This is a genomic window from Bartonella doshiae NCTC 12862 = ATCC 700133 (assembly GCF_000278155.1).
GTDB classification, from domain to species: domain Bacteria; phylum Pseudomonadota; class Alphaproteobacteria; order Rhizobiales; family Rhizobiaceae; genus Bartonella; species Bartonella doshiae.
This window is the reverse complement of record NZ_JH725097.1, coordinates 72,989-99,566: the sequence shown is the minus strand read 5'-3', so window position 1 is coordinate 99,566 and position 26,578 is coordinate 72,989. Positions and strand designations below refer to the sequence as shown.

The window sequence follows — 26,578 nt, the reverse complement described above, 5'->3', positions numbered from 1 at the left end:
TTACTGAGCTGTCTTAAGCTATCATCAACCCATCAACCGGTAACGCCGCTTTTATTGTGAAGAGCGGTAAGGGTGAAGCATTAAAGAGCAATGAAAGAAAAAATGCTACGAAAAAGAGCTCTGGTAAAAAGAATTGATAGCTTTTTTAAAAGAGCTCAAGTAGCATTAAGATAAGAAAAAAGGTGTTTTTAACGCCGCTTTTGGGTAAAAAAATCCTTAAGCAGTTGAGCGGCTTCTTTTTCTTTAAAACCAGTATAGATCTCAGGCTTGTGATGACAGGTTTGTTGTTGATAAAAGCGTGGCCCATGTTCGACAGCGCCTCCTTTTGGGTCTTTTGTTGCGTAATAGAGGCGTCGTATACGTGCAAATGAAATGGCTGCAGCGCACATAGCGCAAGGTTCGAGCGTTACATAAAGATCGCAATCGGATAGCCGTTCATTTTGAAGTATTTCGCAAGCTGTACGAATAACGCGCATTTCTGCATGTCCTGTGGGATCATATGTAGCTTTTATGGAGTTGCCAGCACGTGCAATAATTGTTTTTCCTCGTGTGATGATGGCGCCCACGGGGACTTCGCCTTTTTTTTCTGCCCATTGTGCTTCCAAAAGGGCTATTTCCATAGGAGTCAATGTCATAGTGTTCTTTCTCTTGAAGAACAGAGAGCCATAAGGCTTCTGCATAGAGAGGGGGATGTGAAGCGAGTGAGCAATTATCTTATATCATCAAAGTTCTCAATTTCAGAAAAATTTTGTAGCACACGAATCCTAAGCCTCTTCTTCTGAACTCAATTGAATCTATATACTGGGTATGAAGGCATCATTTAAATTTGTAGAAATTGTAGGAACTACTTTTATTCTCGTTTTTTCATTGTTAAAATCCCAATTTTTAAAAATTAGAATGGGTTTAGCAGAACCCATAATATTCATAATCGGAACGGTCTCTTTGTAATGAAGAAGATCTCATTGTTTTTTAAAAGAATTTACGACCAACTTGCAAGTAAACAAGTACATTATTGTTGTTAAAGGATAGAAAATAGTCAATGATTGTGCTACTTCCGTTTTTCGGGATAAGCAGTATGGTGCGTGTGAGCAATTTGCTGAATTTACAGGAAGAGATTGGTGTGAAAAGCAGATGAATGAAAACAGTGAGAGTGAGCGGATTGCCAAAAGGTTAGCGCGTGCTGGTGTTGCTTCACGTCGTGATGCGGAAATGATGATTATTGCAGGTCGTGTTGTTGTTAATGATAAAGTTGTAACAACGCCGGCTTTTAATGTTACTCGCTCTGATGTTATTAAAGTTGATGGAAAACTTTTGTCTCCTATAGAACGAACACGGTTATGGCTTTACCACAAGCCAGCGGGTCTTGTCACAACGAACCGAGATCCTGAAGGGAGACCAACAGTCTTTGGTAATTTACCGAAAGGAATGCCTCGTGTTCTTTCTGTTGGTAGGCTTGATATCAATACGGAGGGGCTTTTACTATTAACAAATGACGGTGGCTTAGCACGTGTCTTAGAGTTACCTTTAACAGGTTGGGTGCGTAAATATAGAGTTCGTGCTCATGGAAAAGTTAAACAAAGTGCGCTTGATAACCTTAAAAATGGTATTGCGATTGATGGTATTTTCTATGGTTCGATTGAGGCATCAATCGAGCGTGAGCAAGGAGCAAATCTGTGGCTTTCTGTAGCTTTGCGTGAAGGAAAAAATCGTGAAATAAAAAATGTTTTGGGTGCGTTAGGATTATCGGTTAATCGTTTAATTCGTGTATCTTATGGTCCATTTCAGCTCGCTGATTTAGAGGAAGGCGCTGTTCGAGAGCTAAAAGGTCGGATATTGCGTGATCAATTGGGTGAGCGTTTGATTATGCAAGCTAATGCAGATTTTGATTCTCCTATTCTTAAGCCATTTTCAAATGCTGCGGTTGTTGCAGAAAAACAAAGTCATAAAGAATCTTTTATTTCAAATGATGGTTGGATTGTTTCAAGTGTGAAAGGTGCACAGCGCAGACAGAAAGATGGTTCTGTTAAATCTGGTCGAGTACGGTTAAGCACGAAATCTGATGAAAATATACGTAAGGATAAAAACGAGGAAGGAAAAGTAGAGCGTTTTTTACCACGTTCCCGTCGTTCTAATGTTTGGATGGCACCTGGTGCACGTCCGCAGGGTACACGGAGAACATTTCCCTACAATAAGGATCATTCTCATGAGCATAAAAGTGATTTTTCAGGTAAGAGAGCCTTTCATAAAAGTCATGAAAAGCCATCAGAAATCCCGGTACGAAAGGAAAAAGGGGATGATCTGATTCAAAAGCGTAGAAAAACATCCTATGATGAAACGCATGTTTTTGGCAAGAAAGATCGTTTTTTTAAGGAAAAAAAGAAAGGGATGAAAGACAGCAGTGATGAACGTTCTTTTGATAGAAGACGAAAGACGAAATCATTTGATAGTGCTATAAAAAAATCTAAAAAGCGTGGTCATGGTGTAAAAACGTCAAAACCATTTGGAGGCTCACGTGCGGGTCATCGGCGGTAAATTTGCTGGGCGTGTTTTGTTTGCGCCTGTTGATCAGTCGATTCGCCCAACGAGTGATCGTACGCGTGAAAGTCTTTTTAATATTCTTGCCAACCGAGAAGAACAGTTTTGGACAAACAAACGTATTCTTGACCTTTTTGCTGGAACAGGTGCTTTAGGTATTGAGGCACTTTCACGTGGCGCTAAAGCGGCTGTTTTTGTAGAAAACTCTGTAGAGGGACGTGGGCTGATTCAAAAAAATATTGAATCTTTTGAATTACAGTCTATCGGGCGGATTTTGCGTCGTGATGCAACCAAACTTGGTAATATTGGAACAATGCTTCCATTTGATGTTATCTGCGCAGATCCTCCCTATGGCCATTGCTTGGGTGAGCGTGCTTTTGTGGAGGCTTTAAAAGGAGGATGGGCAAAAGCTAATACACTCTTTGTGCTTGAAGAAAAAAAAGATGCTATTATCCATTTACCTGATACTTTTTATCAAGAAGATGAGCGTTGTTATGGTGATACAGCAATAAAGTTCTATAAATTGCGATTATAGCTTTAGGCTTGTGGAAGAGTTTGCTTTATTGTAACAGAAAAAATAAGTGTAAAAAAGGTCCAAAAATAACCTTTGTACTTGATAAAGTTATAAAAACGTTTGTTATCTCTGATTATTCTAGAATTATTTTTACCTGTATACGTTTCGATCATGAGTATATTGTTTCAAAAGAGTCTGAATCTCAAAACAATAAAATTTGCAATAATTATTGGATCAAAACTTAAACAGTATCTTCACGATGCGGTGATTGTAATAAGCTGATGTGTTCTTAGTGGAGATAAACCCATTTCGTAGCTATGCGCATTTATGAGAAAAGTTGATGTTAAAAAATGATATAAAGATTATAATTTATGTTAAATTCAATCTCTGATTTATTTGTGTTTTATAGACAAATTATTCATGAATTGTTTTTGAGTTATTCATTTGAATATAATAAGATTATTGCATAGGGTAGATTTTGCACTAAAGCTCTTATAAAAATCATTTAATTTTGTCAGACACATAAAAGCATTATAAAAAAGCTTCTTTTCAGAAGAAGCGAAAAAGAAAAAATGCATGAACAGTGCATAATTTGTAATCGATGAGCATGCAAAGATATATTTTTGTATAAATTTATCGCGTTGCTTATAAACATGAATGATTAATATTTCAGGGAGTCTATAATGGCTGATAAAAACCAGATTGATAAAGCTGTTTCTTTGGTTGAATCGGCAAAGCGTTCTGGGGCAGATGCTGCTGATGCTTGTATTATTTACACACGTTCTACTAGTGTATCGGTCCGTTTTGGAAAAGTTGAAACGACAGAGGCTTCAGAAAGCAATGATTTTACACTCAGGGTTTTTGTTGGCAAAAAAGTAGCAAGTGTTTCTGCTAATTTATCGTCTTATCCGGAAGAACTTGCAGAGCGTGCTGTTGCGATGGCTAAAGCTTCTCCTGACAGTTTATTTGAAGGTTTACCAGATAAAGAGTGTTTGGTGACACATCCTAAAGATCTTGATCTTTTTGATGATTTTGTTCCGCACAGTCATTTTTTAACAGAAGATGCTTTGAAAACGGAAGCAGCAGCTCTCGATGTTGAAGGGGTTAGCAACTCTGGTGGAGCTGCGACAGCTTACGGAAATAGTGGATTTGTTCTTGTAACCAGCGATGGTTTTTGGGGGTCTTATCGTTCCAGTTGTTTTTCACGTTCTTGCAGTGCTCTTGCTGGTGAGGGTACAGAGATGGAGAGGGATTATGATTATACAACAGCCTTACATTTTTCTGATTTGAAAGCAGCAGAAATTGTAGGAAGGAATGCAGGGGTTGGTGCAGTTCGACGTTTAGGAGCAGTTCGTGCTGCTACTGGAGTTATTGATGTTATTTTTGATCCACGTACGGCTCGTGGAATTGCAGGGCATATTGCGTCTATGGTGAATGGGGCATCTGTGGCGCGTAAAACGAGTCTGTTACAAAATTTTTTAGGAAAGGCGGTGATGAAACCTGATGTTTATGTAACAGATCAACCTTTGCGATTGCGTGGGAATGCTTCTCGCCCTTTTGATGGAGAAGGAGTAGAGGGAAAAACATTAAATATCATTGAAAATGGTATTTTAAAAAATTGGCTTCTTTCATCATCGTCAGCGCGTGAATTAGGTCTTAAAACAAATGGTCATGGTGTGCGTTCGGCATCATTAGTGCAGCCAGCGAGTACGAATTTTGCTATTGAACCGGGTTTAGTATCGCCGCATGATATGATAAAAGGTTTGCAGAGTGGATTTTATGTTACAGAATTATTTGGGCATGGTATTGATTTTATTACAGGACAGTATAGTCGTGGCGCTTCCGGTTTTTGGATTGAAAATGGCGAAATTGCTTATCCGGTGAGCGAAGTCACATTAGGTTCTGATTTGCTCCATATGTTAACGCATTTAACACCTGCGAACGATATTGATCGTCGTTATAGTACAGCTGCTCCAACATTGTTAATTGAAGGGATGACACTTGCAGGAAAATAACACACATTATTCTTCTGATCTAAAGCTTTTGCTTGATAGTTGCCGAGAGGCAGGGGATTTGGCGATGAAGTATTTTGGGTGTGCGTTAGATGTTTGGATTAAAGATGGAAATTCACCAGTCAGTGAAGCGGATTTTGCAGTTGATGACTTTTTGAAAGAAAGGCTTCTTGGAGCGCGTCCGGATTATGGATGGATTTCAGAAGAAACAAAAGACAATCGAGGACAGCAAATTTATGAACGCTATTTTGTGGTTGATCCTATTGATGGGACGCGCGGTTTTCTTTCTGGTAGTGTTTATTGGTGTATTTCCGTTGCTATTATTGAGAATGGACGCCCTATTGTAGGTGTTTTGCAGTGTCCGGCTCAAAGGGATGTTTATGCGGCTGTTACTGGTGGAGGAGCAACATTAAATGGTAGAAAACTGCCTCTTTTACCATCTCAGGTTAATCGTAAATATATAGTTTCGCTTGATAAAGCGCTCGCGCAAAAATTGTCAGATGATTTTTGTAATCAGGTCAGTTTTTATCATCACATTCCTTCTCTTGCATATCGTATTGTTCTTGTTGCTCAAGATGAAGTTGATATCGTGTTGGTTCGTCCCAATTCTCATGAATGGGATATTGCTGCTGCTGATCTTATTTTGCAGGAATGTGGGGGAAGCTTTCTACCACTTAATGCACCTTATATATCTTATGGGAGCGAGCCTTATCAATATGGGCTCTTAGTCGCTGGTAAAAATAATTGCTGCCAACATATGATAGATATTGTTCGTCGAGCTAAGTTAGGTTAATCACATAAAATCGCGCTAAAATCATCTGAATGATATGGAGGCACACATGACTGAAACAAACGAAAAAAAACAATATTTGTATCTTGTATTTGGCGGAGAACTGAAAAATCTTAATAGTAATCAGTTTAAGAATCTTGATGATTTAGATGTGGTTGGTATTTTTCCAGATTACCAATCAGCTCAAGAAGCATGGCAGGCAAAAGCGCAAAGTAGTGTAGATAATGCATTACAACGTTATTATATTGTAGACTTACATGAATTTCTTGAATCTGAAATGGATTAAGCAGAATAAAGTTTGAACATTCAATTATTGTTTTTTTCGTTATGCTAATACAGTAAGGTTAAATCTGTTAAATTTACATCGGGATGAGTAAAGAAATTACGAAGAGAAAGGGTGCATTTTAAAATACTTTTTGTAAGAGAAACATATTATAGCAGCTTTGCTATGTTTTCTTAATTTTCTTATGCAGAAAGAGATGCACAATTGATAAAGAAGTGAGGGTTTAAATTGTATGTGATGTAGGGGAAAGCAGGTAAATATATCATATTCATAGAGGTAGAAGATAAAAGCTGTTAATGCTCGAAAATGTTTTTAAGTCTGAAAAATAATTATACCTATGAATATTCTGCATGAAAAAGTGTGTAAAACTAGGAAAAAGGTTGTTCTATTAACAAAATTATGTGTTCCTTCAGCGGGGCTTTTAAATTTTTCCAATTCATTAAAAAATTGTAGGGTCATATAATGCAAGCTTATTTTCATCACTGTTTTTTACAAACAAGAATTTAAAAAAGCTTACCAAAAGGCAATAGTGTACAACTTATGGCTAGCCACAACTGCTAAGGATTATACATGTACTTAGATTAAGAGTGCACAAAAAGATTTAAAAATCTTTTGTGTTTGATATGAAAGCTAATTTTTCTCAAGAATTTTTTTAATTGGTGATTTTAAAGGTAAGGGTTAGAGTTTATTTTTTCTCTGTTTTAATAATTGACGGAGGTACGGATTGCATTCTAGTTCACGATGATAGGAAATTTCACAACTGGCATATGCTTCTTGTCTGTGATGGTTCCAATATTTTAGATCATCTATAGGGATTTTTTGTCCACTGACAGCGCAAAGAGTATAGGTTCCATATTCTACGATTTTATATCCATTATTAGAATAATGGATTTTTGCTTCGCGTTCATCATTAGAAAACATTTTTATAATCCTTTTTTATCTTTGTGAGAATTGGTCAAGAAAGATGCTATAAGACATGTTAATAAAGTCGAGAGTGAAATAAAAAATATTTTTCTCCATTGGCGGGATAAACATTGACTTATTTTCTACCAAAAAGCCGTTCTATGTCAGCTAATTTGAGTTCAATATAAGTAGGACGGCCATGATTGCATGTACCTGTATTGGGTGTTGCTTCTATTTGTCGTAACAATGCATTCATTTCTTCTGGGCGTAAAAGCCGTCCCGATCGTATTGAACCATGACAAGCCATAGTTGCAGCAACATAATCAAGCATTTCTTTTAAATTGTTTGTAGTATCATATTCAGCGACTTCATCTGCGAGATCCTTAATGAGGGCTTGTACATTGATTTCTCCTAACATAGAAGGTGTTTCACGTACAACGATTGCACCAGGTCCAAAAGGCTCTATTCCTAAGCCGAATTGTTGCAAAGCATCTTTATGCATTAAAAGGCATGTTGCATCTTCTTCCGAAAGTTCTACAATTTCAGGAATCAGCAACAATTGTGAAGGAAGCGGTTTGGAATAAAGCGCATTTTTGAGTGCTTCATACACCAATCTTTCGTGTGCAGCATGTTGATCAACAATGATTAAACTGTCTTGTGTTTGAGCAATAATGTAGTTTTTATGGATTTGTGCTCTGGCAGTTCCTAGTGGATAAGAAAATTCTTCTGATGAAGGTACTGTGTTTTCCATGTAGACATCGCCACTTGGCGTATCTAATCCCTTTATAAGAGGAGGGGGATCTTCTCTGAAGGAGTCCTCTTTTAAATTGAGAGAGCTCATAGTATCAAGTGGTTGGTGAACCATTGATACAAGATGGGAGTGCTGTGGGCTGTAAGAAAAAGAGCGGTGAGTATTTTTAAAATTTCCTAATGGCTGTGGTGACTGAAATGCCGCTAGCATTGCTTCAGAGCGCGTTGAAGTAGGACGAACACCAGCCTGATGTAATGCTTCATGAATTGCTCCAACAATTAATCCGCGAATTAATCCAGAATCACGAAATCGTACATCTGCTTTGGTTGGATGTACATTAACGTCTACATCAGCAGGTGGCAGATCGATAAAAAGAATGGATACAGGGTAACGATCTCGTGCTATAACATCGGCATAGGCTCCTCGAATTGCTCCCCATAGAAATTTATCACGTACTGGACGTCCATTAACATAAGCAAATTGATGGAGGCTATTGCTACGGTTGAAAGATGGTAAACAGGCAAAACCAGTTAAACGAACGGATTCGCGTTCAGCATTCAGTGCAATGCTATTAGGGGCAAATTCTTTTCCCATAATTTGTGTGATACGTTGCAGCTGTCCTTGGATGTTATTTTCTGTTGCTGGTAACTCCAAGGAAGTTCTGTCTGGACCAGAAAGAGAAAAGCGAATATGTGGAAATGCAATAGCAATTCGCTTAATCATATCGGTAATGGCATTTGCTTCAGCACGATCTGTTTTCATAAATTTTAATCGTGCTGGAGTGACAAAAAAGAGATCGCGAACCTCAACAATTGTTCCAAGATTGGCAGGTGCAGGTTTTGGACCTACAATTTTCCCTGCTATGACATTAATTTCTGTAGCGTTGTCAGCATCTTTCGTTCGTGAGGTTAATTTAAGTTTAGCTACAGAACCAATAGAGGGAAGAGCTTCTCCTCGAAAACCAAGGAAGCAGATATTATGTACGTCATCTGTAATTTTTGATGTACAATGGCGAGAAACAGCTAAGGTTAATTGATCAGTAGGAATACCACAGCCATTATCACTTACCTTGATAAAGTTTTTTCCACCGTTGGCTGTAACGATTTCAATACGAGTTGCACCAGCATCAATGGCATTTTCCACAAGCTCTTTGACGACATTTGCTGGCCGTTCAATAACTTCTCCGGCAGCAATTTGATTAATAATATTTTCGCTGAGATGGCGTATAATCATCATAAATTCTAATAAGATTCCTATGGATTTTAGAGAAGCCTTAAATGATGATAACATCATTTGCTCAATATTCAAGAATGAGAGAGTGTGAAAGATATTCTTTTTAAAATGACTATTATTTAGGGAATATATACTTTCAAAGACTATTGTACCAAGTACTGTTTTATCATTTTAGCTATTCTATTAGCAATTATGGCAGAAAAGTGATTGACAAGAACGGAGGGAAATTCTTAACACCTAGAGTAGCTTACACCATCAATAATCTGAGATGAAAAAGAAGCAAAGTAGAAAATGGAAGGCAAGGCAAATGGCGCGTATGAGCGGTATTTTAGCAGATAGTGATATACAAGCTTTAATTGATAATGGTATTCTTAAGGCCTTTTGGCCATTTGATGCAACTCAAATACAACCTGCAAGTCTTGATCTTCGTTTAGGAGATAAGGCTTACCGTATCCGTGCTTCTTTTATGCCGGGGCCTGAAGCAACGGTTTTAGATAAGCTCGAACGATTAAAGTTGCACGAATTTGATTTACAGGATGGAGCTGTTTTGGAAACCGGTTGTGTTTATATTGTTCCTCTTTTAGAAAATTTAGCTCTACCTAAAACTTTATCTGCAATTGCCAACCCTAAAAGTTCTACAGGACGATTAGATATTTTTACACGTGTGATTACGGATAATGCACAGGAATTTGATAAAATTTGTGCAGGTTATCATGGTCCGCTTTATCTTGAAATTAGCCCACGTACATTTCCAATTTTGGTGCGTGCTGGTTCCCATTTGTCTCAGCTTCGATTTCGCAAGGGGCAAAGTTATTTAAATGAAATTGAACTATACACTTTGCATAAGGAAGAAACGCTGATATCAGCTGATTTTCCTAATATTAGCGATGGTGGTGTTGGGCTTTCCATTAATTTGCAAGGGGATGAAAATGGTCTTGTAGGGTATCGAAGTAAACGCCATACGAGTGTTATTGATATTGATAGACATGCTGCTGCGCACGTTTTAGATTTTTGGGAACCTCTTTTTGATCGTAATCAAGGGGAACTCGTTCTTGATCCTAATGAATTTTATATTTTAGTTTCGCGAGAAGCGATTCATGTTCCTCCACTTTATGCTGCTGAAATGACTCCCTTTGATCCTCTCGTTGGTGAATTTAGAGTGCACTATGCAGGTTTTTTTGATCCAGGATTTGGTCATGTAGAAGCGGGTGGAAAAGGAGCACGGGCCGTTTTGGAAGTCCGTAGCCATGAAGTTCCATTTATTCTTGAGCATGGTCAAATTATTGGTCGTTTAGTATATGAACATATGCTCAATAGGCCGTTAGCTCTTTATGGGCATGGCGTTGGTTCACATTATCAAGCACAAGGATTAAAGTTATCTAAGCATTTTAAATGAGTATGGAATATAGACTTTGATAAAGTGTATTGTTTGAGGAAAAGTTGTAATTTTCGTGAATAGGATACAATGATGGTTGATAGCTTTTCAAATTCAATGTCCGATATGGGGTGCTGCGACAGGTTCCATTATCTATATTAGAATTGGAATGACGATATTTGTATTTTTTTCTATGTAAAATGTCATTAAAGGTAAACAAATAAACATTCAAAAACGGTACAGTAGCAGCTTTTTCAGAAACTGTTCTAGTGATATTGTTTGCACGTTTTTATATTATTTTTGATTCGACTGTTCTTTTGGTGATTGTATGAGGGCACTTTTTTGTGTGTAATTAATTTATAGAATGATTGAATAATTACATAACCAAAGCTAAATTTCTCCTTAATGCATAAGAATATTGAATTTTTTTGAAAATGCTCTACCTCCAATAATAGATGCTTGGCATAATAAATTTGAATAAGCAGGAAATCTACAGAAGTTTGGATGTTGATATGAAAAAATTGTTAGATGCATTCAACGGTTTAGTTTTCAGTTTTATGAATAGCATTTTTGTCTTTATGGGGGAATAGTAGCATATACTCAATAATTGGTTTCAGCTCCATATGTGATATAATATGATACACCTTTGTGATGGATCATTTAAGATGGCAAGAAGTAATTAAGCCATATCTTTTGAAGAGATGTTGGTTAGAGGGGCTGTTATCTTAATTCTTAGTACATATAAATGACCTATCGTGTGTACATTATTGATTAAGGGCGAGCACTATGAAGTTTTAAATCTGAAAAAGAGAAATAAAAACGTTGTATTCATTGATATTTTTTTAAGTTGCAATCTTTATTGTTTGTATTTACTGAATGTAATGTTTGTTCTATTGGGGCGTTGAGAATATGCAGCGCGGGTTGGGGTTTATTGGTCTTAGGATGTTTTCGTTTTTCATTCAGAAACAGTGGTACCATTCATGATTATTTCCTCAACATTTGATTATCGCAAAGCAGCAAAACGTCGGCTTCCTCCTTTTCTTTTTCACTATATTGATGGTGGTGCTTATGCTGAGGAAACAATGCGCCGTAATTATACAGATCTTCAGGAACTTGCACTGCGTCAAAGGATTCTGAAAGGGGTTGGTGAAGTTGATCTTTCAACTAAGCTTTTTGATCAAACACTTGATTTGCCAATTATACTTGCCCCTGTTGGGCTAACGGGCATGTATGCACGCCGTGGTGAGGTGCAAGCTGCACGTGCGGCAGTTGCAAAGGGCATTCCTTTTACACTATCCTCAGTTTCTGTTTGTCCTATTGCAGAAGTGCAGAAAGCGGTTGGAAGTGCATTTTGGTTTCAACTTTATGTTCTCAAAGATCGTGGGTTCATGCGAGATGCATTAGAGCGGGCTTGGTTGGCTGGTGTACGTACATTAGTTTTTACAGTTGATATGCCGGTTCCTGGTGCACGTTATCGTGATGCGCATTCCGGGATGTCTGGGTCTTATGCTCGATTACGCCGTATTTTACAAGCTTTTACCCATCCGCATTGGGCTTGGAATGTTGGTGTTATGGGGCGTCCGCATGATCTTGGTAATGTTTCCGCTTATCTCAAAAAGCAGATTGCATTAGACGATTATGTTGGTTGGCTTGGTGCAAATTTCGATCCTTCAATTGGTTGGTCTGATTTGCAATGGATTCGAGATTTTTGGAAGGGAAAAATGATTCTGAAAGGTATTCTTGATCCAGAGGATGCGCGTGAAGCAGTGCGGTTTGGTGCTGATGGTATTGTTGTTTCCAATCATGGTGGACGTCAACTTGATGGTGTGTTGTCAACTGCACGGGCATTGCCAGCAATTGCGAAAGCTGTAAAGGGTAATTTGACCATTTTAGCAGATTCTGGTGTTCGTTCTGGTCTTGATGTTGTACGCATGATAGCACAGGGGGCGGATGCCATTATGATTGGTCGTTCTTTTGTTTATGCACTTGCTGCAGTGGGTGAGAAAGGGGTTGCTCATCTTCTTGATCTTTTTGCTAATGAAATGCGGGTTGCCATGACATTGACTGGTGTAAGTACAATTAAAGAAATTACACAGGAGAGCTTAACAAGAGTAAAGACCGTTGGCCAATAAAGGGAGCGTTTCTGAACTTTTTAAAAGAGTAAAGTTTGTTTCATTGTAAGCAGAAAAAATGCACTTTATATGTTTATTGCTATACGGCCTTTTTGCATCCTCAATAATTTACAATATTTTTTATGGATAGTCCATTTAGGTAAATACATTATTTCATTGCTAACACAGTTTGCGTTATACTATCTGAACTGATTTCATAATTTGCTAAAACGTCCAATTGGCTTCCATTACAAATTGGTGTATATGGTATTCTTAATGTTACAAATTTACATGCAAAACTATATTCTATGTATTCGGATAGAATGTATTATTGCAGAAAGTAGTACACTGACTCCCGATATAGCACTAAGATTAGCTTGTTCTTTTGATACAACAGCTAAATTCTAGCTTAGCATGAAGCTATTTTACGCAGTTAATATATTACCAACTGTAAAAACAGAAGAGTTCGCTAAAGTAAACAAATTTGAATATACAATTTTGTACGCAATATTAAAAAATTATATCATAACTTAATCAGAGTTTTACATTCATCTTATTAGAGCTTTATATTCGGAAACTCTTTTTTTGTGCGGAGAAACAGATACATTTTTACTCTCTATTACAACTGAGTTCTTATTAAACCTCTTATGAATATTTTCACCCTTCTTGTTAACGATTTCCTTTTTAGCTTGTGGATTTGATTTTATATACTCATTGAGACGATTTACACTTTGCACATGTTTGTAAAAAGTGACGGGCAGATAATGATCCAATTCATCAGAAGATACAAAGAGAGTATCTGGTTTACATAAGATACCGTTAACATTGTCTTTGTGTAATCTCCTTAATTTATTGGATTCAAGATAGAGTTTTTTGGCTAGAGCCACACTAAAAATCCCACATTCAGAAGCACTTCGTTGAATATCCATTTCCACCATAGAAAAATGATAATTAGGCAATTGACTTTCTTCAAGGGCTATTTTTGCCCTCATTGCTAACATGGTCGGTGGCATATGTTTGAATGCTACAGATTCAAATAATATTAGGGATATCTTATCATCGACGGTTTTATGATCGATTACTGCAAAATGGATTGCGTCGTCTTCTAGGTTAACTATTATTCTAGAAGATTGAATTCCATCATCGATTGTGTTTTTTATTAATGTAGGAATATCTTCTGGTGTTGGAGAAAATTTAAGTTTCATTTGTGGGTATTTTTTGTTTGCTTGCTTTACCAAGGCGGGCATCATTTTGAGATCTATCTTTCCGTAAAAGGTATCTATCCAATTACCATTAGTGATATCATTCTCTAGACGCGCAATAATACTTTCTAATGTTTCATCATCCCCAAATACAAAATCGTGTCTTTTCCTATGTACAGCATTTTCTTTTTTTTGTTTTGAACCACGGATTTTATTTAGTAAATCTCTTAGTTTTGGCATAATTAATCTCCATTTTAACATGGAGGTAAAATAATAGTTTTTTGGCTAAATGATGTTTTATATTAACCATCTCCCCACTTTTGAAAGCTGAAAGGTAATCAAGATATTTTACTTTACAGATTAACGAAAGCACTTTGCTTGCTTCTGGGCTTTCAACGACAGATATAAAGTATTGGGAAATTCAAAATTTCTTTTAATTGTGGACCTTTTGTTAAAAACTTATGAGCCGAGTTTTGTACACACTCTGAACTGTGTTTTGATACTACAATTCATAGAAGGAGGTTTTTGCGAAGCCTTTTTCTTTATCATAACAGATTTTCAATCCTTAGAGAACCACTGCTTCAAATGTATATGGATATCATCTATCGCATCTATAAGATGCACAAAATCAATAACTAATAAGAATAAAATAAAAACACTCCATTTCACATAGCGAGATACTATTTTTATACCTTGGTAAGTATTAATTATCTCATGAAGAAGCTGTTTTTCTAATTCTGTAAATTCTATGTTTCTATTACTTTGTTTTTTGTCCATGCTTCCATCCACACAGACGTTCACCTTGCATGTTATGTTTTAGGATATCTCTTGCCAAACTTGGGCTAATCACATTAAGATCTTTTAGGTCCAAATAAATTGGCAGCCATCCAAGACAAGAGGTTCGTTCATTCGTTGCGCAGCCAGCTAGAAAGCTCAGTACGCACATTAGCATCACTTTTCTTGTTAATTTCATTCTCTATCTCAATCCGCGTTTTTGCTGTGTTTAAAGCTTTCTCTGTTTGTTTTTTCTGCTCAGCTTTTTTTCCAAGAAAAAAGGCTTTTACTAAAGCTATAAAAAAAGCTGCCAAGATTGTTGCTATTACCGTCAGATATTTTTTTATCCATAAGATCATAGACGATGCTCCTGAAAGCGTTTAGCAATATATACCATAGCCGTACAAGCAGCCAAAACCATAATGCCTGCTAAAGCCCATTGAATAGGACCATTTCCTGCGAAAAGTCCTCCAAGCCCTGAGAAAGAACCTATAATTGGTGCAAGAGCTTCTACTTTGCAAATACCCGTTACGCCTTGTGCTTCTACTCTTTGATAATTTGGAGATACATGAGCTCCCTGAGCCCATAGCCACGCTTCGGCTGCTCGACGATTGATAAGACCTTGAAGACGCTTTCCTCCTGCTCTTGTCCATTTTTGCAATTCAATTGGTACAGCTTCATAATTTCCTTGATTAAGCTTTTTTAGGAGTGTAGAGCGACAAAAAGCTTCTGTTCCAACATTATAGCAAAACGATACAAGTGCTGCGAACTGCTTATCACTTAAAGGAACAGTAACAGTGTATTTAATGTGATCTTCAAATTGTTTCAAATCTTGAAGAAGGATCTTTTCTGCCTCTTTTTCTGTAATCTGCATGCCCTTATAGACATCTGGAGCACCGGCAGCGCTTGTATGTCCATAACCAATCGTCCACACACCGATAGCATCTTCATAAGCACTTAAACGCAAACCCTCCAATTGCTTAATGAGTGCAAGCCCTTCTTTTGATATTTTTCGCATTATCTTTAATCCCATAAAAAAGCCCCACACAAAGCAGGACATGAAGTGAAAATTAAAAACTTACCTTTCCATAAAAAAGTAACTCATTAAAATTGAAAGATCTGTGCGATAGGGAGTAAAACCTATGCCGCTTCTTCATTAAAACAAAAGTTACATTAATTATTATCCATTTTGTAGTTATTAATCTCTTTTCTGCTTAAAAAAACAACAATTTTTAATAAATAAAACGTGTAACTAAAAAATCTCTCGATGGCTTTCTACAGCTTCTTGTACAGTTTACTTCATAAACTCTATGAATAAACATTACCTTGTGTATTCATTTGTTGAACGACAAATCATACTTACAATATCCCATTGAATACACTCCACATTACTACCTAAAAGAATAACTTTCACGGTAAGCTAAAGAAATAAGAACTTGCAAGGTGTACAAATAAGAAGATCATTGATCTTCTGGCTAATTCTCAGTTTTTCCTTTGCAAATTTCTTTTTCCTAAAAACAAACAATAACTAACGCCACATGACAACATTATTATCTTTTGCAAAGTTAACACCAATACTAAATTGTACTAACATATTGTTTTACATTACTTTTCACCCGCTTAATTTAAATTTATATTCTCTTTACAGTGCTGGACCACATCGATATCTCTACCCAGAAATCTCTCTAAAATCTGCAAAACTACTCATAGATTTCAAAGATTCAGATAACAAATTTTCATTAACGCATACCCATTTTCCAGTATCAGCATCTTTAAAAGTTACTTAAAGCAGTTTTACTTGAAAAATCATCAATCTGCCTACCAACAAAAAACTCTCCAAGAAAAATATAATATTACAATAAGTTACAAAGTAATACACATTCACTCTTTAAGAATTATATCAACTTTTGCACTACAAGCATAAGTTGATATTAAACTGAAAAAATATACCGCAATTAAACATTTTGTATTTATTTATTTGCATAAAACCATATTCAAAATACATAACGTATTATACATGTTTCATTGAGAAAATCTACAGTTAATTTGAATATTTTCCATTTTGTTTTCTAAGTGCTTAAAAAATAACTTTTTTTGTCATATTAAGATACATATTTAGACAAAATTCGCTGTGAAATTACTTATTAAAATAAAAAATGATGTATCAATCAGCGCCGCAATGTGTATATCATAATTGACACATGTGCCAATCCGTGTTGACAAGATATCAATGATCAATGCTGGTAGCAGCTTTCCTTTGTTCCTTATTCAATTGGGACTTATTGTCATAGAGCACAACGAGGAGTAACAACGCCGTAAATATGTGTTGCTTCTTATAAACAACGCGTGAATGTGCACAACTTTTTAGCGTATCAACAACAACGATTCGCAATTAGCTTCTTCAAGGAGAGTTCCCCCAACCCTGTATGCTAGGGAGAGCAGTGAGGTGGAGAAAGAAGGAGATTTTAGTATTCACATCAAAGAAAAATAAGGAAAAAATAGGAGCAAATGAGGTAAAGTTTTATAAACCGTAAAGGGTGATCTAAAAATAGCTCTTTAAAGAAAAAATCTATATATTTCAATATGCTGAAGAAATAAAATGGTGCCGCATGCCGGATTCGAACCAGCGACCCCATCATTACGAATGATGTGCTCTACCAACTGAGCTAATGCGGCAGCATAGATATGTACGTTAATCAAACAGAAGTCTTCAGCCTGATGGTAATAGTCAAAACTATGTACAAAAGCAAGAGTGCATTTTTTTCAATAATTGGTGAAATGTGGTAGTTATTTAAGGAGGCAAATGAGGTTGAGAAAGTGAGAATGAGGAGCAGTGTCATATGATTATATTCACGCTTAAAACTTAATATAAAAAGTGCATCTTTAAGATCGATAATGGTATCAAATATTTTTTATAGGTAAAGACATCTACTGCTACTATGAAAGGGGAGAAATTTTCTGAACAAGTTATTTTGGAAATAAAAATTCCATCAGTCTTTGTGATATGAATATAAGATAAGTAGACTTTTTAGAAATGTCTCTTCTCATTCTTATAGGAATGGAGATAAAGAGGGGGATGAAATAAAATTGAATGTTTTTTTATTTAAGATGTAGTGAGAGCCATGTCAGATGAAGATCGGCTGATAGAATTAGAAATGAAGATTGCTTATCAAGCAAAGTTCATCGAGGAACTTTCTTATGTGGTAACAGATCAATGGAAAAGTTTAAATGAAGTATCTAAAAAATTTAATGTATTTTGTTAGGTCTGTAGGATAGATTGTATAAGATCTTTGCTTCATCATTATTTTTAACTTTCACTCCATAAGATAAAGTATTCATGTTTTTTTATGAATTTTTTTATGCGATTATGGAGTTGAAAAATAAAAAGAAGTTTGTTGAGGGAATAAATTAGGAATCATAGACAAATTTAGCCATTTTCAACAGATTCGGTTTTTCTATACAGTTTTTTTATAAATGGGATTGGAGATGAAATCTTAGTGCTTAAATGCGTCTCATTGACAAAAATGAGCACATACCATAGTTGCCTATAATGATTATAAGGTTGGTTATCATTCTTCATAGGCTACTGTCGATTTATGTTCATGAATAAAATGGTTTTCTGCATTTTTGATAGGATAAAGCTCTCTAAGATGTGTTGTTTGTAATGGGCTTGAGAAAAATCTTCATACTATCAACTGTATTTTCCTTTTGTATATGAAATTTTATGAAAAGGTTTTTGTTTATCATAACTCAAGGTGCAAAATATTGTTGCTAAAGCACCAAAGATAGACCATGCTGGTAAAGCAGTAAGAGTGATGCAAATTGAGGACAAAAAAGGAGGAACGGTAGTGCGTATAGATTGGTTAAAAGTGTAGATATCAGTTTGCAGGAGATTGACTAACATTTTATTGAAGGGTGTTGTCGTCCAATGTGATGTATTTACAGAATATGCACTATCAATGACAGATATTATAATTGTCAACGTAACAAAAATGAAAGCTATCAATTTAATTAAAGGACGGAGCATATTTTTCTTATCATTTTAATAGACATTTGTGTAACGCAGAGAAAAACAAAGAGTTGCATTGTGGAAAGAAAAATAACTTACGTTTGTTTTTTATTGGTTTTTAAAAATATGCGAAATTGCAAGTGATTATTTTACTAAAAATTAAGATTCAAGTTAATAAGAGTAATGAGAGATGATATCTGAAGAAAACCACAATGAATTGAAGCGTAGTCTTCAAAATCGTCACATTCAAATGATTGCTTTGGGAGGAGTTATTGGAACAGGCCTTTTTTATGGATCGACGGAATCCATAAAATTAGCCGGCCCTTCGGCTATTCTCGCTTATCTTTTTGGGGGACTTATTATCTATTTCATTATGCGTATGTTGGGTGAGATGTCAGTAGAAGAACCAGCTTCTGGTGCTTTTAGTTTCTTTGCCTATAAATATTGGGGGAGTTTAGCTGGTTTTATAACTGGTTGGAATTATTGGTTTCTTTACATTCTTGTTAGTATGACCGAACTTACGGTTATCGGATTTTATCTTGATCATTGGATTATGATTGATCATTGGAAATCGTCCTTTGTTGTTCTTTTGTTAGTGACATTAATTAATTTATTTAATGTTCGTCTTTACGGAGAATTTGAATTTGGCTTTGCTTTGATTAAAGTCGCGGCTGTTATTGGTATGATTGTTTTTGGTATTTTTCTTATCATCGTTGGAATAGGTGAAAATCAAGCGAGTATTAGTCATCTTTGGGATCATGGTGGCTTTTTTCCCTATGGTGCAATGGGAGTTGTTTTGGCCACTTGCGTTGTGATGTTTTCTTTTGGTGGGACAGAGCTTATTGGTATTGCTGCTGGAGAAGTATCAAATCCACAAAAAACAATTCCAACGGCTATTCGTAAAGTTATGTGGAGGATTATAATTTTTTATGTTGGTTCTATTAGCGTTATTATGATGATAAGCCCATGGAATATGATTGGGGAGAATGGTAGTCCTTTTGTGACAATTTTTGAAACTATAGGAATTCCAGCAGCGGGGCATATTTTGAATTTTGTTGTCATTATGGCTGCCATTTCAGTTTATAATAGTGGCATTTATTCTAATGGTCGTATGCTTTATAGCTTAGCCATACAAAAAAACGCACCACATATTTTTAGTAAATTGAGCGCTGCGCGTGTTCCTTATGTTGCTATCCTTTTTTCATCACTTTGCACTGCGATAATTGTTGTTGTTAATATTCTTGTTCCGGACAATAGTTTTATGCGGATCATGGCACTTGCAACTGCTGCAGCGGTTATTACTTGGGCAATTATTGTTATTGTTCATTTAAAATTTCGAAAAACATATAAGGATAGAAAAGGATCATTTATTTACGCTTTTGGTTTATATCCTTATGCCAACTATCTGTGTCTTGGTTTTCTTGCATTACTATTGTGTATTATGTTTGTAAGTGGCTTTGGGCAGAATGGGTTAATGACTCTGCTTTTTGGAAGGTTAGGGTTAAGAATGACCTGTATTGAAGCGCATATTCCTGTACAGATGCCTGATATGAGTTTAGCGGTCATTATCATTCCTTTATGGTTTTTACTTTTGCTATTGGGCTATAAAGTTAAGCGATAGTTCTAAAAAGGTAAAAGGAATTGATTGGAATAAACCTTGAGTATAATAGAATTTGAAAACGTAACACAAGTCTTTGGTGATTTATGCGTATTAAAAAATATTACTGTACAGCTTACTGAAAGACGAATTGCAATTATTGGTGCAAATGGTTCTGGAAAAAGTACATTTGTTCGTCTTATTAATGGATTGCAACTTCCAACAAATGGCTTTGTGAGTGTTGATGGCCTTGATACAAAACGCGATGCAAAGGCCGTAAAGCGTAAAGTAGGCTTTGTTTTTCAAAATCCTGACAACCAAATTGTATTGCCATTGGTGGAAGAGGATTTGTCTTTTGGTCTCAAAAATTTAAAACTAAGCAAAGATGAAATCAAGAAACGTGTAGATGAAATTTTACAGCGTTATGATCTTCATAGTTTTAGAAATCATGCGGTCCATTTATTAAGTGGTGGTCAAAAGCAATTAATTGCTATTTCTAGTGTTGTAGCAATGAAACCAGATTATATTATTTTTGATGAACCAACGACATTGCTTGATTTACGGAATAAACGCCGTGTTACACAAGTTATAGATGAATTACCGCAAACAGCGATTGTTGTATCGCATGATTTGGAATTTTTGAAAAACTTTGATAGAATATTGGTTTTTGATAAGGGGGAGATAGCAATTGATGATGTCCCTTTGGTTGCTATCAAGGAATATATGAGAAAAATGTCATGATTGGTTTATATTTTCCGAGGGACACGTTTATTCATAAGCTAAAACCAGGCATTAAATTATTATTTCTTGCGGTATGTGGAACTACTCTATTAATGGTTTCATCTGTGCCGTTTCTAGTATTTTTTTTATTGTTAGCAGCTTTATTGTATAAAGTTGCCAAAATTCCCTTTAGCACTGTGATAACGCAGTTTAAATCAATAGCTTTCTTTTTAGTCATTATATTTGTGTTTCAAGTTATTTTTGTTAATTGGCTTGAGGGTGTTGAAGTCGTATTACGCCTTATTATCCTTTTTTCTTTATCATCGCTTATTTCATTAACGACAAAAGTTTCAGATATGGTTGACTCGATTCAAACAGGGCTTCAACCTTTTCGTTGCTTTGGTATAAATCCATCAAAAGTAAGTATGGTTATCTCTATGGCAATTAGGTTTATTCCTCTTTTGAGTGAAAAGTTTAATGAAGTGCGTGAAGCACAGCGAGCACGCGGACTTAATAGCAACATTGCAGCTCTTGCAATACCTTTAATTATACGGACCATAAGAATGGCTTCAGAAGTTGCTGAAGCATTGGAGGCGCGTTCTTATAATGCTGATGCTGTTGATCAAGTATCTAATGATAAAAAAAGCAACTCATAATGAAAGAATTATCTAATGAATACAAAAGATTTAACTTATATTGCCCTATTTGCTGCTATTTATGCAGTTTTGGGATTTTTTCCTCCTATTTTTCTTCCTTTTCTTCTGGGTGTACCTATTACAGCGCAGTCTATGGGACCTATGTTAGCAGGATCTATACTTGGGGCGAAAAGAGGAGCTTTAGCATCGCTTCTTTTTCTTGTTCTTGTTGCAATTGGGTTACCTCTTTTGCCTGGTGGTCGCGGTGGAATTAGTGTTTTTTCAGGAGTTGCTAGTGGTTATCTGATAGGTTTTCCATTTGCTGCATTTTTTATTGGTTTTATGGTTGAGTTGTTTTGGCAGCGATTAAATTTTATAACATTATTTGTAATAAACACTGTGGGTGGTATAGGAATTGTCTATGCTTTTGGCATTCCATGGACGGTATATATGACTAAAATCTCTTTATTGAAGGTTTTAATGGCTTCATCGGGTTTTTTGATAGGTGATTGTGTAAAAGTGCTGATTGTATCTTTTATTGCACTTACAATTAAAAAATCTGTTCCTCTTATTACATCAAAGAAAAGGTAGTTTTTATTTTAAATACGTTTTCATAATACGATATATTTGAAAAAAATCAATATTTTATATTATAAATAGCGGATTATAATGGAGTGTTATTTATATTAATAATATTATTTCACTATTATTCTTTCTATAATAAGAGCAGCATTGAAATTTTTTAAGATATTGGAAGCATGCTTTTATAATACTGATACTGTTGATCAAGTATATAACGATAATCAAAGATCCCCCATGATAAAGGAACAATTCAGTGAATACAAAAGATTTAACTTATATTGCCCTATTTGCTGCTATTTATGCAGTTTTGGGGTTTTTTCCTCCTATTTTTCTTCCTTTTCTTCTGGGTGTACCTATTACAGCGCAGTCTATGGGACCTATGTTAGCAGGATCTATACTTGGGGCGAAAAGGGGAGCTTTAGCATCGCTTCTTTTTCTTGTTCTTGTTGCAATTGGGTTACCTCTTTTGCCTGGTGGTCGCGGTGGAATTAGTATTTTTACAGGGGTTACGGGTGGTTATCTGATCAGTTTCCCATTTGCTGCATTTTTTATTGGTTTTATGGTTGAGTTGTTTTGGCAGCGATTAAATTTTATAATATTATTTGTAATAAACACTGTGGGCGGTATAGGAATTGTCTATGCTTTTGGTATACCGTGGATGGCTTATATTACTAAAGTCTCTTTATTAAAAGCTTTAACAGTTTCATCCGGTTTTATGATTGGTGGGTTTGTGAAAGTATTTATTGCATCTTCTATTGCACTTGCAATTAAAAAATCTGTTCCTCTCATTACGTCAAAGAAAAGAAAAGTCTTATTTTGAGAGAGGTTTTTATGTGGTACATATGAAGATAATACGTTTCTATATAATTGGAAAATATAAAAGAACATATAGATATTCTTTTATATTTCAATTTCTACAGCAGAGGCATAAAATATGCAATTTTCTTTAGAAAATAACCTAAATTTTATTACAAAGGCGAGAGTTTACAAAGGGTGTTTGCATACAGAAATTGCCGTGTACGTAACTTGTTTGTATTAATAATTTATATATCTCGTGCATTAAATGATGATTTTACTAGTATAAGTAATCTAAACAGTGGAATTATTAATCTTTTCTAATGGGTTGATAGAAAAACAACAGGAGTCGTTTGTTTTTTACAAAAATTGCTTTTTGAATTTGCACAAATTGACTCTCTGAATTTGACTAAGGCGGAAAGAGCAATACGATTTTATTGTTTCAGTATTGCACTCTTTTGGGCAAAAAATGTTACATATTGATGTAAGTCAAATCTCTTAATTTTGGTAAAAAAGGGGCTGTTGCATTTAGTGCCGAAAAGCTTTTAGTAAAGATGAGGTATTAGGCAAAAGCTGTTTGGTGTTATTATTCTAAACTTTTAAATACTCCAGACAGTTTATTTGATTTAGATTATCCTTATCTTTTTAAAAATATTATAGCTTCAGAGTTTTGTGTAAAATGATTTTGTAGAAATGACAAGCTTTTTCAAAGGTATCTAAGGAAAGTTTGTATTGAGCCCGAATAATTGTGAAGAGATAAGAGAGATCTTTAAAGAGTTCTATTTTTTAGAAGAAGGTATTTCTAGGACACTTGGTGTAACTGAAAAATACCTCGGAAAGCAGTCCTGATTCGTAATCATTAGAAAAACTCGTTAAAAAATCCTATTCCCTCATTTTTATTCTGGCGTCCCTCATCTTTAAAAAATCAATAAAAACAATAGTCTGTAGTTAATAAAAAAGAGAATGGTGCCCAGACGCGGCAAGCAGGGGCTTAGCAACAAGATTCAAAGTATATAAAGATGTGTAAGGGCGTATTGATGTCTATAGCTTTTTATGATTCAATAAAAAAAGTAAGTATTAAAGAAAAAATCTCAAATCAGAAATTAAAGGTGGTCTAAAAGGTGGACCAAAAAAGGTGGACGAGCAATGCTTGAAAAGGTGGACGAGAGGGGACGTTAAGTGAGGGCGATTCATCGATTATCAGCATTACTTGTAAAGTCCTCTCCACAAGGAAAATATTGTGATGGGGCAGGGCTATGGTTAAATGTTCGAAAAGACAATACACGCTCTTGGTTTTTTCGCTATACGCACCACAATAAGCGTCGTGAAATGGGACTTGGTCCTGTTACGAAACTCTCTTTAAAAGAAGCGCGTGAGCTTGCAAGATATTATAGTGATATTCTTAAAGAAGGCAATGATCCTATTGTCTTTAGGGAACAAACCGTTTTAAAACAGCAAAGCAATATTTTTCAAGAAATTGCAAAAGTGGCTTTTGAAAGCAAAAAAGCAGAGTTGAAAAATGAAGGTAAAAACGGCCGCTGGTTTTCTCCACTAGAGTTGCACGTGATTCCACACATAGGCAAATTACCTATAGAAAAATTAACAGCCAATATCATTCGCAATGTTCTCGCACCCCTTTGGCATGAAAAAGCAGATACGGCAAGAAAAGCACTTAATCGTATTAACATTTGCTTGAAATATGCTGCGGCTCTTGGTTTAGATGTTGATCTACAGGCTTGTATGAAGGCACGCGCTCTTTTAGGAAAACCACGTGCGACATCAACAAATATTCCTGCTATGCCATGGCAAGAGGTTCCGGCATTTTATCAAAGCTTGGATGATAAGATCCTTTCAAATTTAGCACTGAAGTTATTGATTTTGACAGGAGCACGGTCATATCCATTGCGCTATTTGCGCCTTGAACAAATTGACAAAAATATATGGACGATACCAAAAGAAAACATGAAAGGTATTGTAGGGAAAGTTTCAGACTTTCGTGTGCCACTAAGTGATGAAGCTTTGAGAGTTATTGAAAAAACTCTCCCCTTTGAAAAGAATGGTTTTCTCTTTTCTGGTCTTAGAGGCAACCCCATTTCTGATGCTACCATGGCAAAATATATGACACTTTGCGGCTTAACCTATCGTCCCCATGGTTTTCGTTCAAGCTTACGGGATTGGATAGCAGAGACAACATCAACACCATTTGAGATTGCTGAAACTGTTCTTGCACATACAGTTGGGAGTTCAGTGACGAAAGCCTACATGCGAACGGATTTTTTAGAACAGCGACATGTTCTCTTGGAACAGTGGGCTTCATTTATAACAGGATAGAATTTTTACAATTACCTCTGCAGTGTTTTTAGCTATTTTGAAGAGAAATTTGATATGTCCAATTCTGTGAAAATAACAGTTTTAAATGTGTAAAGCTATTATTGATAGTCTCCATGAGACGAGCAAAATTAAGAATTCATTTTCTAAAGAATTTCGCGCGTCTCAGAGTATGTTTAGAGTCGGATATTTGGTTTTTGTGTAAAAATACTTACAAACGCATCCATGATACGTGAAAAATCAAGTGCCAATAAGAGTATAATGAGTACAATCCATTTTGTATAACGCGACATCACTTTTACACTTTTATAGGTCATGATGATTTCCTGAAGGATTTCTTTTTCTGCTTCTGTAAGTTCTGTATCGTCTTTTGTTCTTTTTCTAGCCATGTTTCCACCCACACACGTGTTCACCTTGTTTATTGTGCTTTAAGATCTCTCTTGCTAAGTTTGAACTGATGGTGTTCAGATCTTGCTGTTTTAAATAAATAGGCAACCAACCAACACAAGAAGAAACATATTTATTTGTCGCGCAACCAATCAGAGAGAGCAGCACGCACATCAGCATCACTTTTTTGATTAACTTCACTTTCCACCTCCAGACGTGTTGTGGCTGCTTTTAAAGCTTTTTCTGTTTGCTTTTGTTGTTCACTCTTTTTACCAAGAGTAAAAGCTCTTGCTAATGCAATAAAAAAAGCGGCTAAAACCGCAGCTGTTACCATTAGATTTTTTTTTATCCATAAGATCATAGGCGATGCTCCTGAAAGCGTTTAGCAACAAAGAAAATACCAGCACATGCGGCTAAAATCATAATGGTGGCCAAGGCCCATTGAATCGGACCGTTTCCTGCTAACAAACCACCAAGCCCAGAAAAAGAGCCAATAATCGGTGCAAGTGCTTCTGCTTTGAAAACCCCCGTTGGTGCTTGCGTTTCGACTGTTTGATAATTGGAAGAAACATAAGCTCCTTTTGCCCATAAGCCTGTTTCTGCTGCACGCCGGTGTGCTAGACCTTGAAGACGTTTACCGCCTGCTTTGGTCCATTTCTGTAGCTCTGCAGGGACAGCTTCATATTCACCTTGATTGAGCTTTTTTAACAGTGTCGAGTTACAAAAGGCTCCTGTTCCTACATTATAGCAAAAAGACACTAACGCCGCGAATTGTTCATCCGTTAATGAAACTGTCACAGCGCGTTCAACGGCATTTTCAAATTGTCTTAAGTCTTGGCAAAGAATTTCTTCTGCTTGCTTTTCAGTGATTGTCATGCCTTCGTAAATAAAAGGCTTTCCAGCACTGTTTGTATGTCCATAACCTATTGTCCACACCCCAATGGCATCTTTATAGGCGTTCAAACGCAAACCTTCCCATTGTTTGATAAGTGCTAGTCCTTCTGATGATATTTTTCGCATATGTTGCTCCATAAAAAAAGCC

Annotated in this window: 26 protein-coding genes, 1 tRNA gene and 1 pseudogene; 15 read left to right on the top strand and 13 right to left on the bottom strand. The window is 35.9% G+C overall.

Annotation, left to right across the window (positions count from 1 at the left end):
• Nucleotides 1-188: 188 nt before the first annotated feature.
• A complete protein-coding gene (locus tag MCS_RS07165; protein ID WP_004856974.1) occupies nucleotides 189-635 on the bottom strand; it encodes a nucleoside deaminase in 447 nt (148 codons plus the stop codon).
• Between the two features lie 496 nt (nucleotides 636-1,131).
• Here MCS_RS07165 and MCS_RS07160 point away from each other — a divergent pair, with 496 nt between their 5' ends.
• From MCS_RS07160 to MCS_RS07140, 5 genes are all read left to right on the top strand, one after another.
• Nucleotides 1,132-2,532 carry a pseudouridine synthase gene (locus MCS_RS07160; protein ID WP_004856968.1) on the top strand — a complete coding sequence of 467 codons (1,401 nt, stop codon included), beginning with the start codon at nucleotides 1,132-1,134 and terminating at the stop codon, nucleotides 2,530-2,532.
• Nucleotides 2,513-3,070 carry a 16S rRNA (guanine(966)-N(2))-methyltransferase RsmD gene (gene rsmD, locus MCS_RS07155; protein WP_004856966.1) on the top strand — a complete coding sequence of 186 codons (558 nt, stop codon included), beginning with the start codon at nucleotides 2,513-2,515 and terminating at the stop codon, nucleotides 3,068-3,070. Before MCS_RS07160 ends, rsmD begins: the two co-directional genes overlap by 20 nt.
• Before the next feature lie 662 nt (nucleotides 3,071-3,732).
• The gene (locus MCS_RS07150; protein ID WP_004856959.1) at nucleotides 3,733-5,064 is read left to right on the top strand and encodes a TldD/PmbA family protein; all 1,332 of its coding nucleotides are present in this window, start codon (nucleotides 3,733-3,735) and stop codon (nucleotides 5,062-5,064) included.
• Nucleotides 5,051-5,854 (top strand): 3'(2'),5'-bisphosphate nucleotidase CysQ, encoded by an 804-nt coding sequence (locus MCS_RS07145; protein WP_024864233.1) that lies wholly within the window; start codon nucleotides 5,051-5,053, stop codon nucleotides 5,852-5,854. Before MCS_RS07150 ends, MCS_RS07145 begins: the two co-directional genes overlap by 14 nt.
• Nucleotides 5,855-5,900: 46 nt before the next feature.
• On the top strand, nucleotides 5,901-6,137 hold the full coding sequence (locus MCS_RS07140) for a DUF4170 domain-containing protein (RefSeq protein WP_004856954.1): 237 nt from the start codon (nucleotides 5,901-5,903) through the stop codon (nucleotides 6,135-6,137).
• 675 nt (nucleotides 6,138-6,812) lie between these two features.
• On the opposite strand, the gene MCS_RS07135 is transcribed toward MCS_RS07140, so the two are convergent.
• Nucleotides 6,813-7,055 (bottom strand): DUF2093 domain-containing protein, encoded by a 243-nt coding sequence (locus MCS_RS07135; RefSeq protein WP_004856952.1) that lies wholly within the window; start codon nucleotides 7,053-7,055, stop codon nucleotides 6,813-6,815.
• Between the two features lie 118 nt (nucleotides 7,056-7,173).
• A complete protein-coding gene (mutL, locus tag MCS_RS07130; protein ID WP_024864232.1) occupies nucleotides 7,174-9,021 on the bottom strand; it encodes a DNA mismatch repair endonuclease MutL in 1,848 nt (615 codons plus the stop codon).
• 307 nt (nucleotides 9,022-9,328) lie between these two features.
• On the opposite strand from mutL, the gene MCS_RS07125 reads away from it, so the two are divergent.
• Together MCS_RS07125 and lldD are read left to right on the top strand one after the other, a co-directional pair.
• Entirely contained in the window at nucleotides 9,329-10,417 is a 1,089-nt protein-coding gene (locus MCS_RS07125; RefSeq protein WP_004856944.1) for a 2'-deoxycytidine 5'-triphosphate deaminase, read from the top strand.
• Nucleotides 10,418-11,376: 959 nt separating this feature from the next.
• Nucleotides 11,377-12,528 carry an FMN-dependent L-lactate dehydrogenase LldD gene (gene lldD / locus MCS_RS07120; RefSeq protein WP_004856942.1) on the top strand — a complete coding sequence of 384 codons (1,152 nt, stop codon included), beginning with the start codon at nucleotides 11,377-11,379 and terminating at the stop codon, nucleotides 12,526-12,528.
• A gap of 527 nt (nucleotides 12,529-13,055) precedes the next feature.
• Here the strand turns inward: lldD and MCS_RS07115 are convergent.
• From MCS_RS07115 to MCS_RS07100, 4 genes are all read right to left on the bottom strand, one after another.
• Nucleotides 13,056-13,949 (bottom strand): YopJ/AvrA family T3SS effector serine/threonine acetyltransferase, encoded by an 894-nt coding sequence (locus MCS_RS07115; RefSeq protein ID WP_004856940.1) that lies wholly within the window; start codon nucleotides 13,947-13,949, stop codon nucleotides 13,056-13,058.
• Between the two features lie 318 nt (nucleotides 13,950-14,267).
• Entirely contained in the window at nucleotides 14,268-14,486 is a 219-nt protein-coding gene (locus MCS_RS07110) for a hypothetical protein (protein ID WP_004856937.1), read from the bottom strand.
• A gap of 128 nt (nucleotides 14,487-14,614) precedes the next feature.
• Nucleotides 14,615-14,842 (bottom strand): hypothetical protein, encoded by a 228-nt coding sequence (locus MCS_RS07105; RefSeq protein ID WP_004856934.1) that lies wholly within the window; start codon nucleotides 14,840-14,842, stop codon nucleotides 14,615-14,617.
• The gene (locus MCS_RS07100) at nucleotides 14,839-15,501 is read right to left on the bottom strand and encodes a lysozyme (protein ID WP_004856932.1); all 663 of its coding nucleotides are present in this window, start codon (nucleotides 15,499-15,501) and stop codon (nucleotides 14,839-14,841) included. Before MCS_RS07100 ends, MCS_RS07105 begins: the two co-directional genes overlap by 4 nt.
• Nucleotides 15,502-16,822: 1,321 nt before the next feature.
• Between MCS_RS07100 and MCS_RS08775 the strand changes: the two are divergent.
• Nucleotides 16,823-17,017, top strand: a pseudogene (locus MCS_RS08775) (helix-turn-helix transcriptional regulator); the annotation flags it as partial.
• Nucleotides 17,018-17,083: 66 nt separating this feature from the next.
• Here MCS_RS08775 and MCS_RS07090 read toward each other — a convergent pair.
• Nucleotides 17,084-17,159, bottom strand: a tRNA-Thr gene (locus MCS_RS07090).
• A 446-nt stretch (nucleotides 17,160-17,605) separates the two neighbouring features.
• Here MCS_RS07090 and MCS_RS08245 point away from each other — a divergent pair.
• Nucleotides 17,606-17,746 carry a SlyX family protein gene (locus MCS_RS08245; RefSeq protein ID WP_081486275.1) on the top strand — a complete coding sequence of 47 codons (141 nt, stop codon included), beginning with the start codon at nucleotides 17,606-17,608 and terminating at the stop codon, nucleotides 17,744-17,746.
• Nucleotides 17,747-18,174: 428 nt separating this feature from the next.
• On the opposite strand, the gene MCS_RS08930 is transcribed toward MCS_RS08245, so the two are convergent.
• Nucleotides 18,175-18,510, bottom strand: coding sequence for a hypothetical protein (locus MCS_RS08930; RefSeq protein WP_004856930.1), 336 nt, complete (start codon nucleotides 18,508-18,510; stop codon nucleotides 18,175-18,177).
• Nucleotides 18,511-18,682: 172 nt separating this feature from the next.
• On the opposite strand from MCS_RS08930, the gene MCS_RS07080 reads away from it, so the two are divergent.
• From MCS_RS07080 to MCS_RS07055, 6 genes are all read left to right on the top strand, one after another.
• Nucleotides 18,683-20,113 carry an amino acid permease gene (locus MCS_RS07080; protein ID WP_004856927.1) on the top strand — a complete coding sequence of 477 codons (1,431 nt, stop codon included), beginning with the start codon at nucleotides 18,683-18,685 and terminating at the stop codon, nucleotides 20,111-20,113.
• Nucleotides 20,114-20,149: 36 nt separating this feature from the next.
• A complete protein-coding gene (locus MCS_RS07075; RefSeq protein WP_004856924.1) occupies nucleotides 20,150-20,830 on the top strand; it encodes an energy-coupling factor ABC transporter ATP-binding protein in 681 nt (226 codons plus the stop codon).
• Nucleotides 20,827-21,465, top strand: coding sequence for an energy-coupling factor transporter transmembrane component T family protein (locus MCS_RS07070; protein WP_004856921.1), 639 nt, complete (start codon nucleotides 20,827-20,829; stop codon nucleotides 21,463-21,465). Before MCS_RS07075 ends, MCS_RS07070 begins: the two co-directional genes overlap by 4 nt.
• A 15-nt stretch (nucleotides 21,466-21,480) precedes the next feature.
• Complete coding sequence (locus tag MCS_RS07065; RefSeq protein ID WP_004856919.1) at nucleotides 21,481-22,035, top strand: biotin transporter BioY; 555 nt, start codon at nucleotides 21,481-21,483, stop codon at nucleotides 22,033-22,035.
• Between the two features lie 244 nt (nucleotides 22,036-22,279).
• Nucleotides 22,280-22,846 carry a biotin transporter BioY gene (locus tag MCS_RS07060; protein ID WP_004856917.1) on the top strand — a complete coding sequence of 189 codons (567 nt, stop codon included), beginning with the start codon at nucleotides 22,280-22,282 and terminating at the stop codon, nucleotides 22,844-22,846.
• A 1,154-nt stretch (nucleotides 22,847-24,000) separates the two neighbouring features.
• On the top strand, nucleotides 24,001-25,152 hold the full coding sequence (locus tag MCS_RS07055; RefSeq protein ID WP_004856915.1) for a tyrosine-type recombinase/integrase: 1,152 nt from the start codon (nucleotides 24,001-24,003) through the stop codon (nucleotides 25,150-25,152).
• 173 nt (nucleotides 25,153-25,325) lie between these two features.
• Here the strand turns inward: MCS_RS07055 and MCS_RS07050 are convergent, their stop codons facing one another.
• The 4 genes from MCS_RS07050 to MCS_RS07040 are packed head-to-tail and all read right to left on the bottom strand — an operon-like array spanning nucleotide 25,326 to nucleotide 26,556.
• Nucleotides 25,326-25,538 carry a hypothetical protein gene (locus MCS_RS07050; protein WP_004856913.1) on the bottom strand — a complete coding sequence of 71 codons (213 nt, stop codon included), beginning with the start codon at nucleotides 25,536-25,538 and terminating at the stop codon, nucleotides 25,326-25,328.
• A complete protein-coding gene (locus MCS_RS08765) occupies nucleotides 25,531-25,737 on the bottom strand; it encodes a hypothetical protein (protein WP_081486274.1) in 207 nt (68 codons plus the stop codon). Before MCS_RS08765 ends, MCS_RS07050 begins: the two co-directional genes overlap by 8 nt.
• The gene (locus MCS_RS07045; RefSeq protein WP_004856910.1) at nucleotides 25,670-25,897 is read right to left on the bottom strand and encodes a hypothetical protein; all 228 of its coding nucleotides are present in this window, start codon (nucleotides 25,895-25,897) and stop codon (nucleotides 25,670-25,672) included. Before MCS_RS07045 ends, MCS_RS08765 begins: the two co-directional genes overlap by 68 nt.
• On the bottom strand, nucleotides 25,894-26,556 hold the full coding sequence (locus MCS_RS07040) for a lysozyme (RefSeq protein WP_004856908.1): 663 nt from the start codon (nucleotides 26,554-26,556) through the stop codon (nucleotides 25,894-25,896). Before MCS_RS07040 ends, MCS_RS07045 begins: the two co-directional genes overlap by 4 nt.
• Nucleotides 26,557-26,578: the final 22 nt, after the last annotated feature.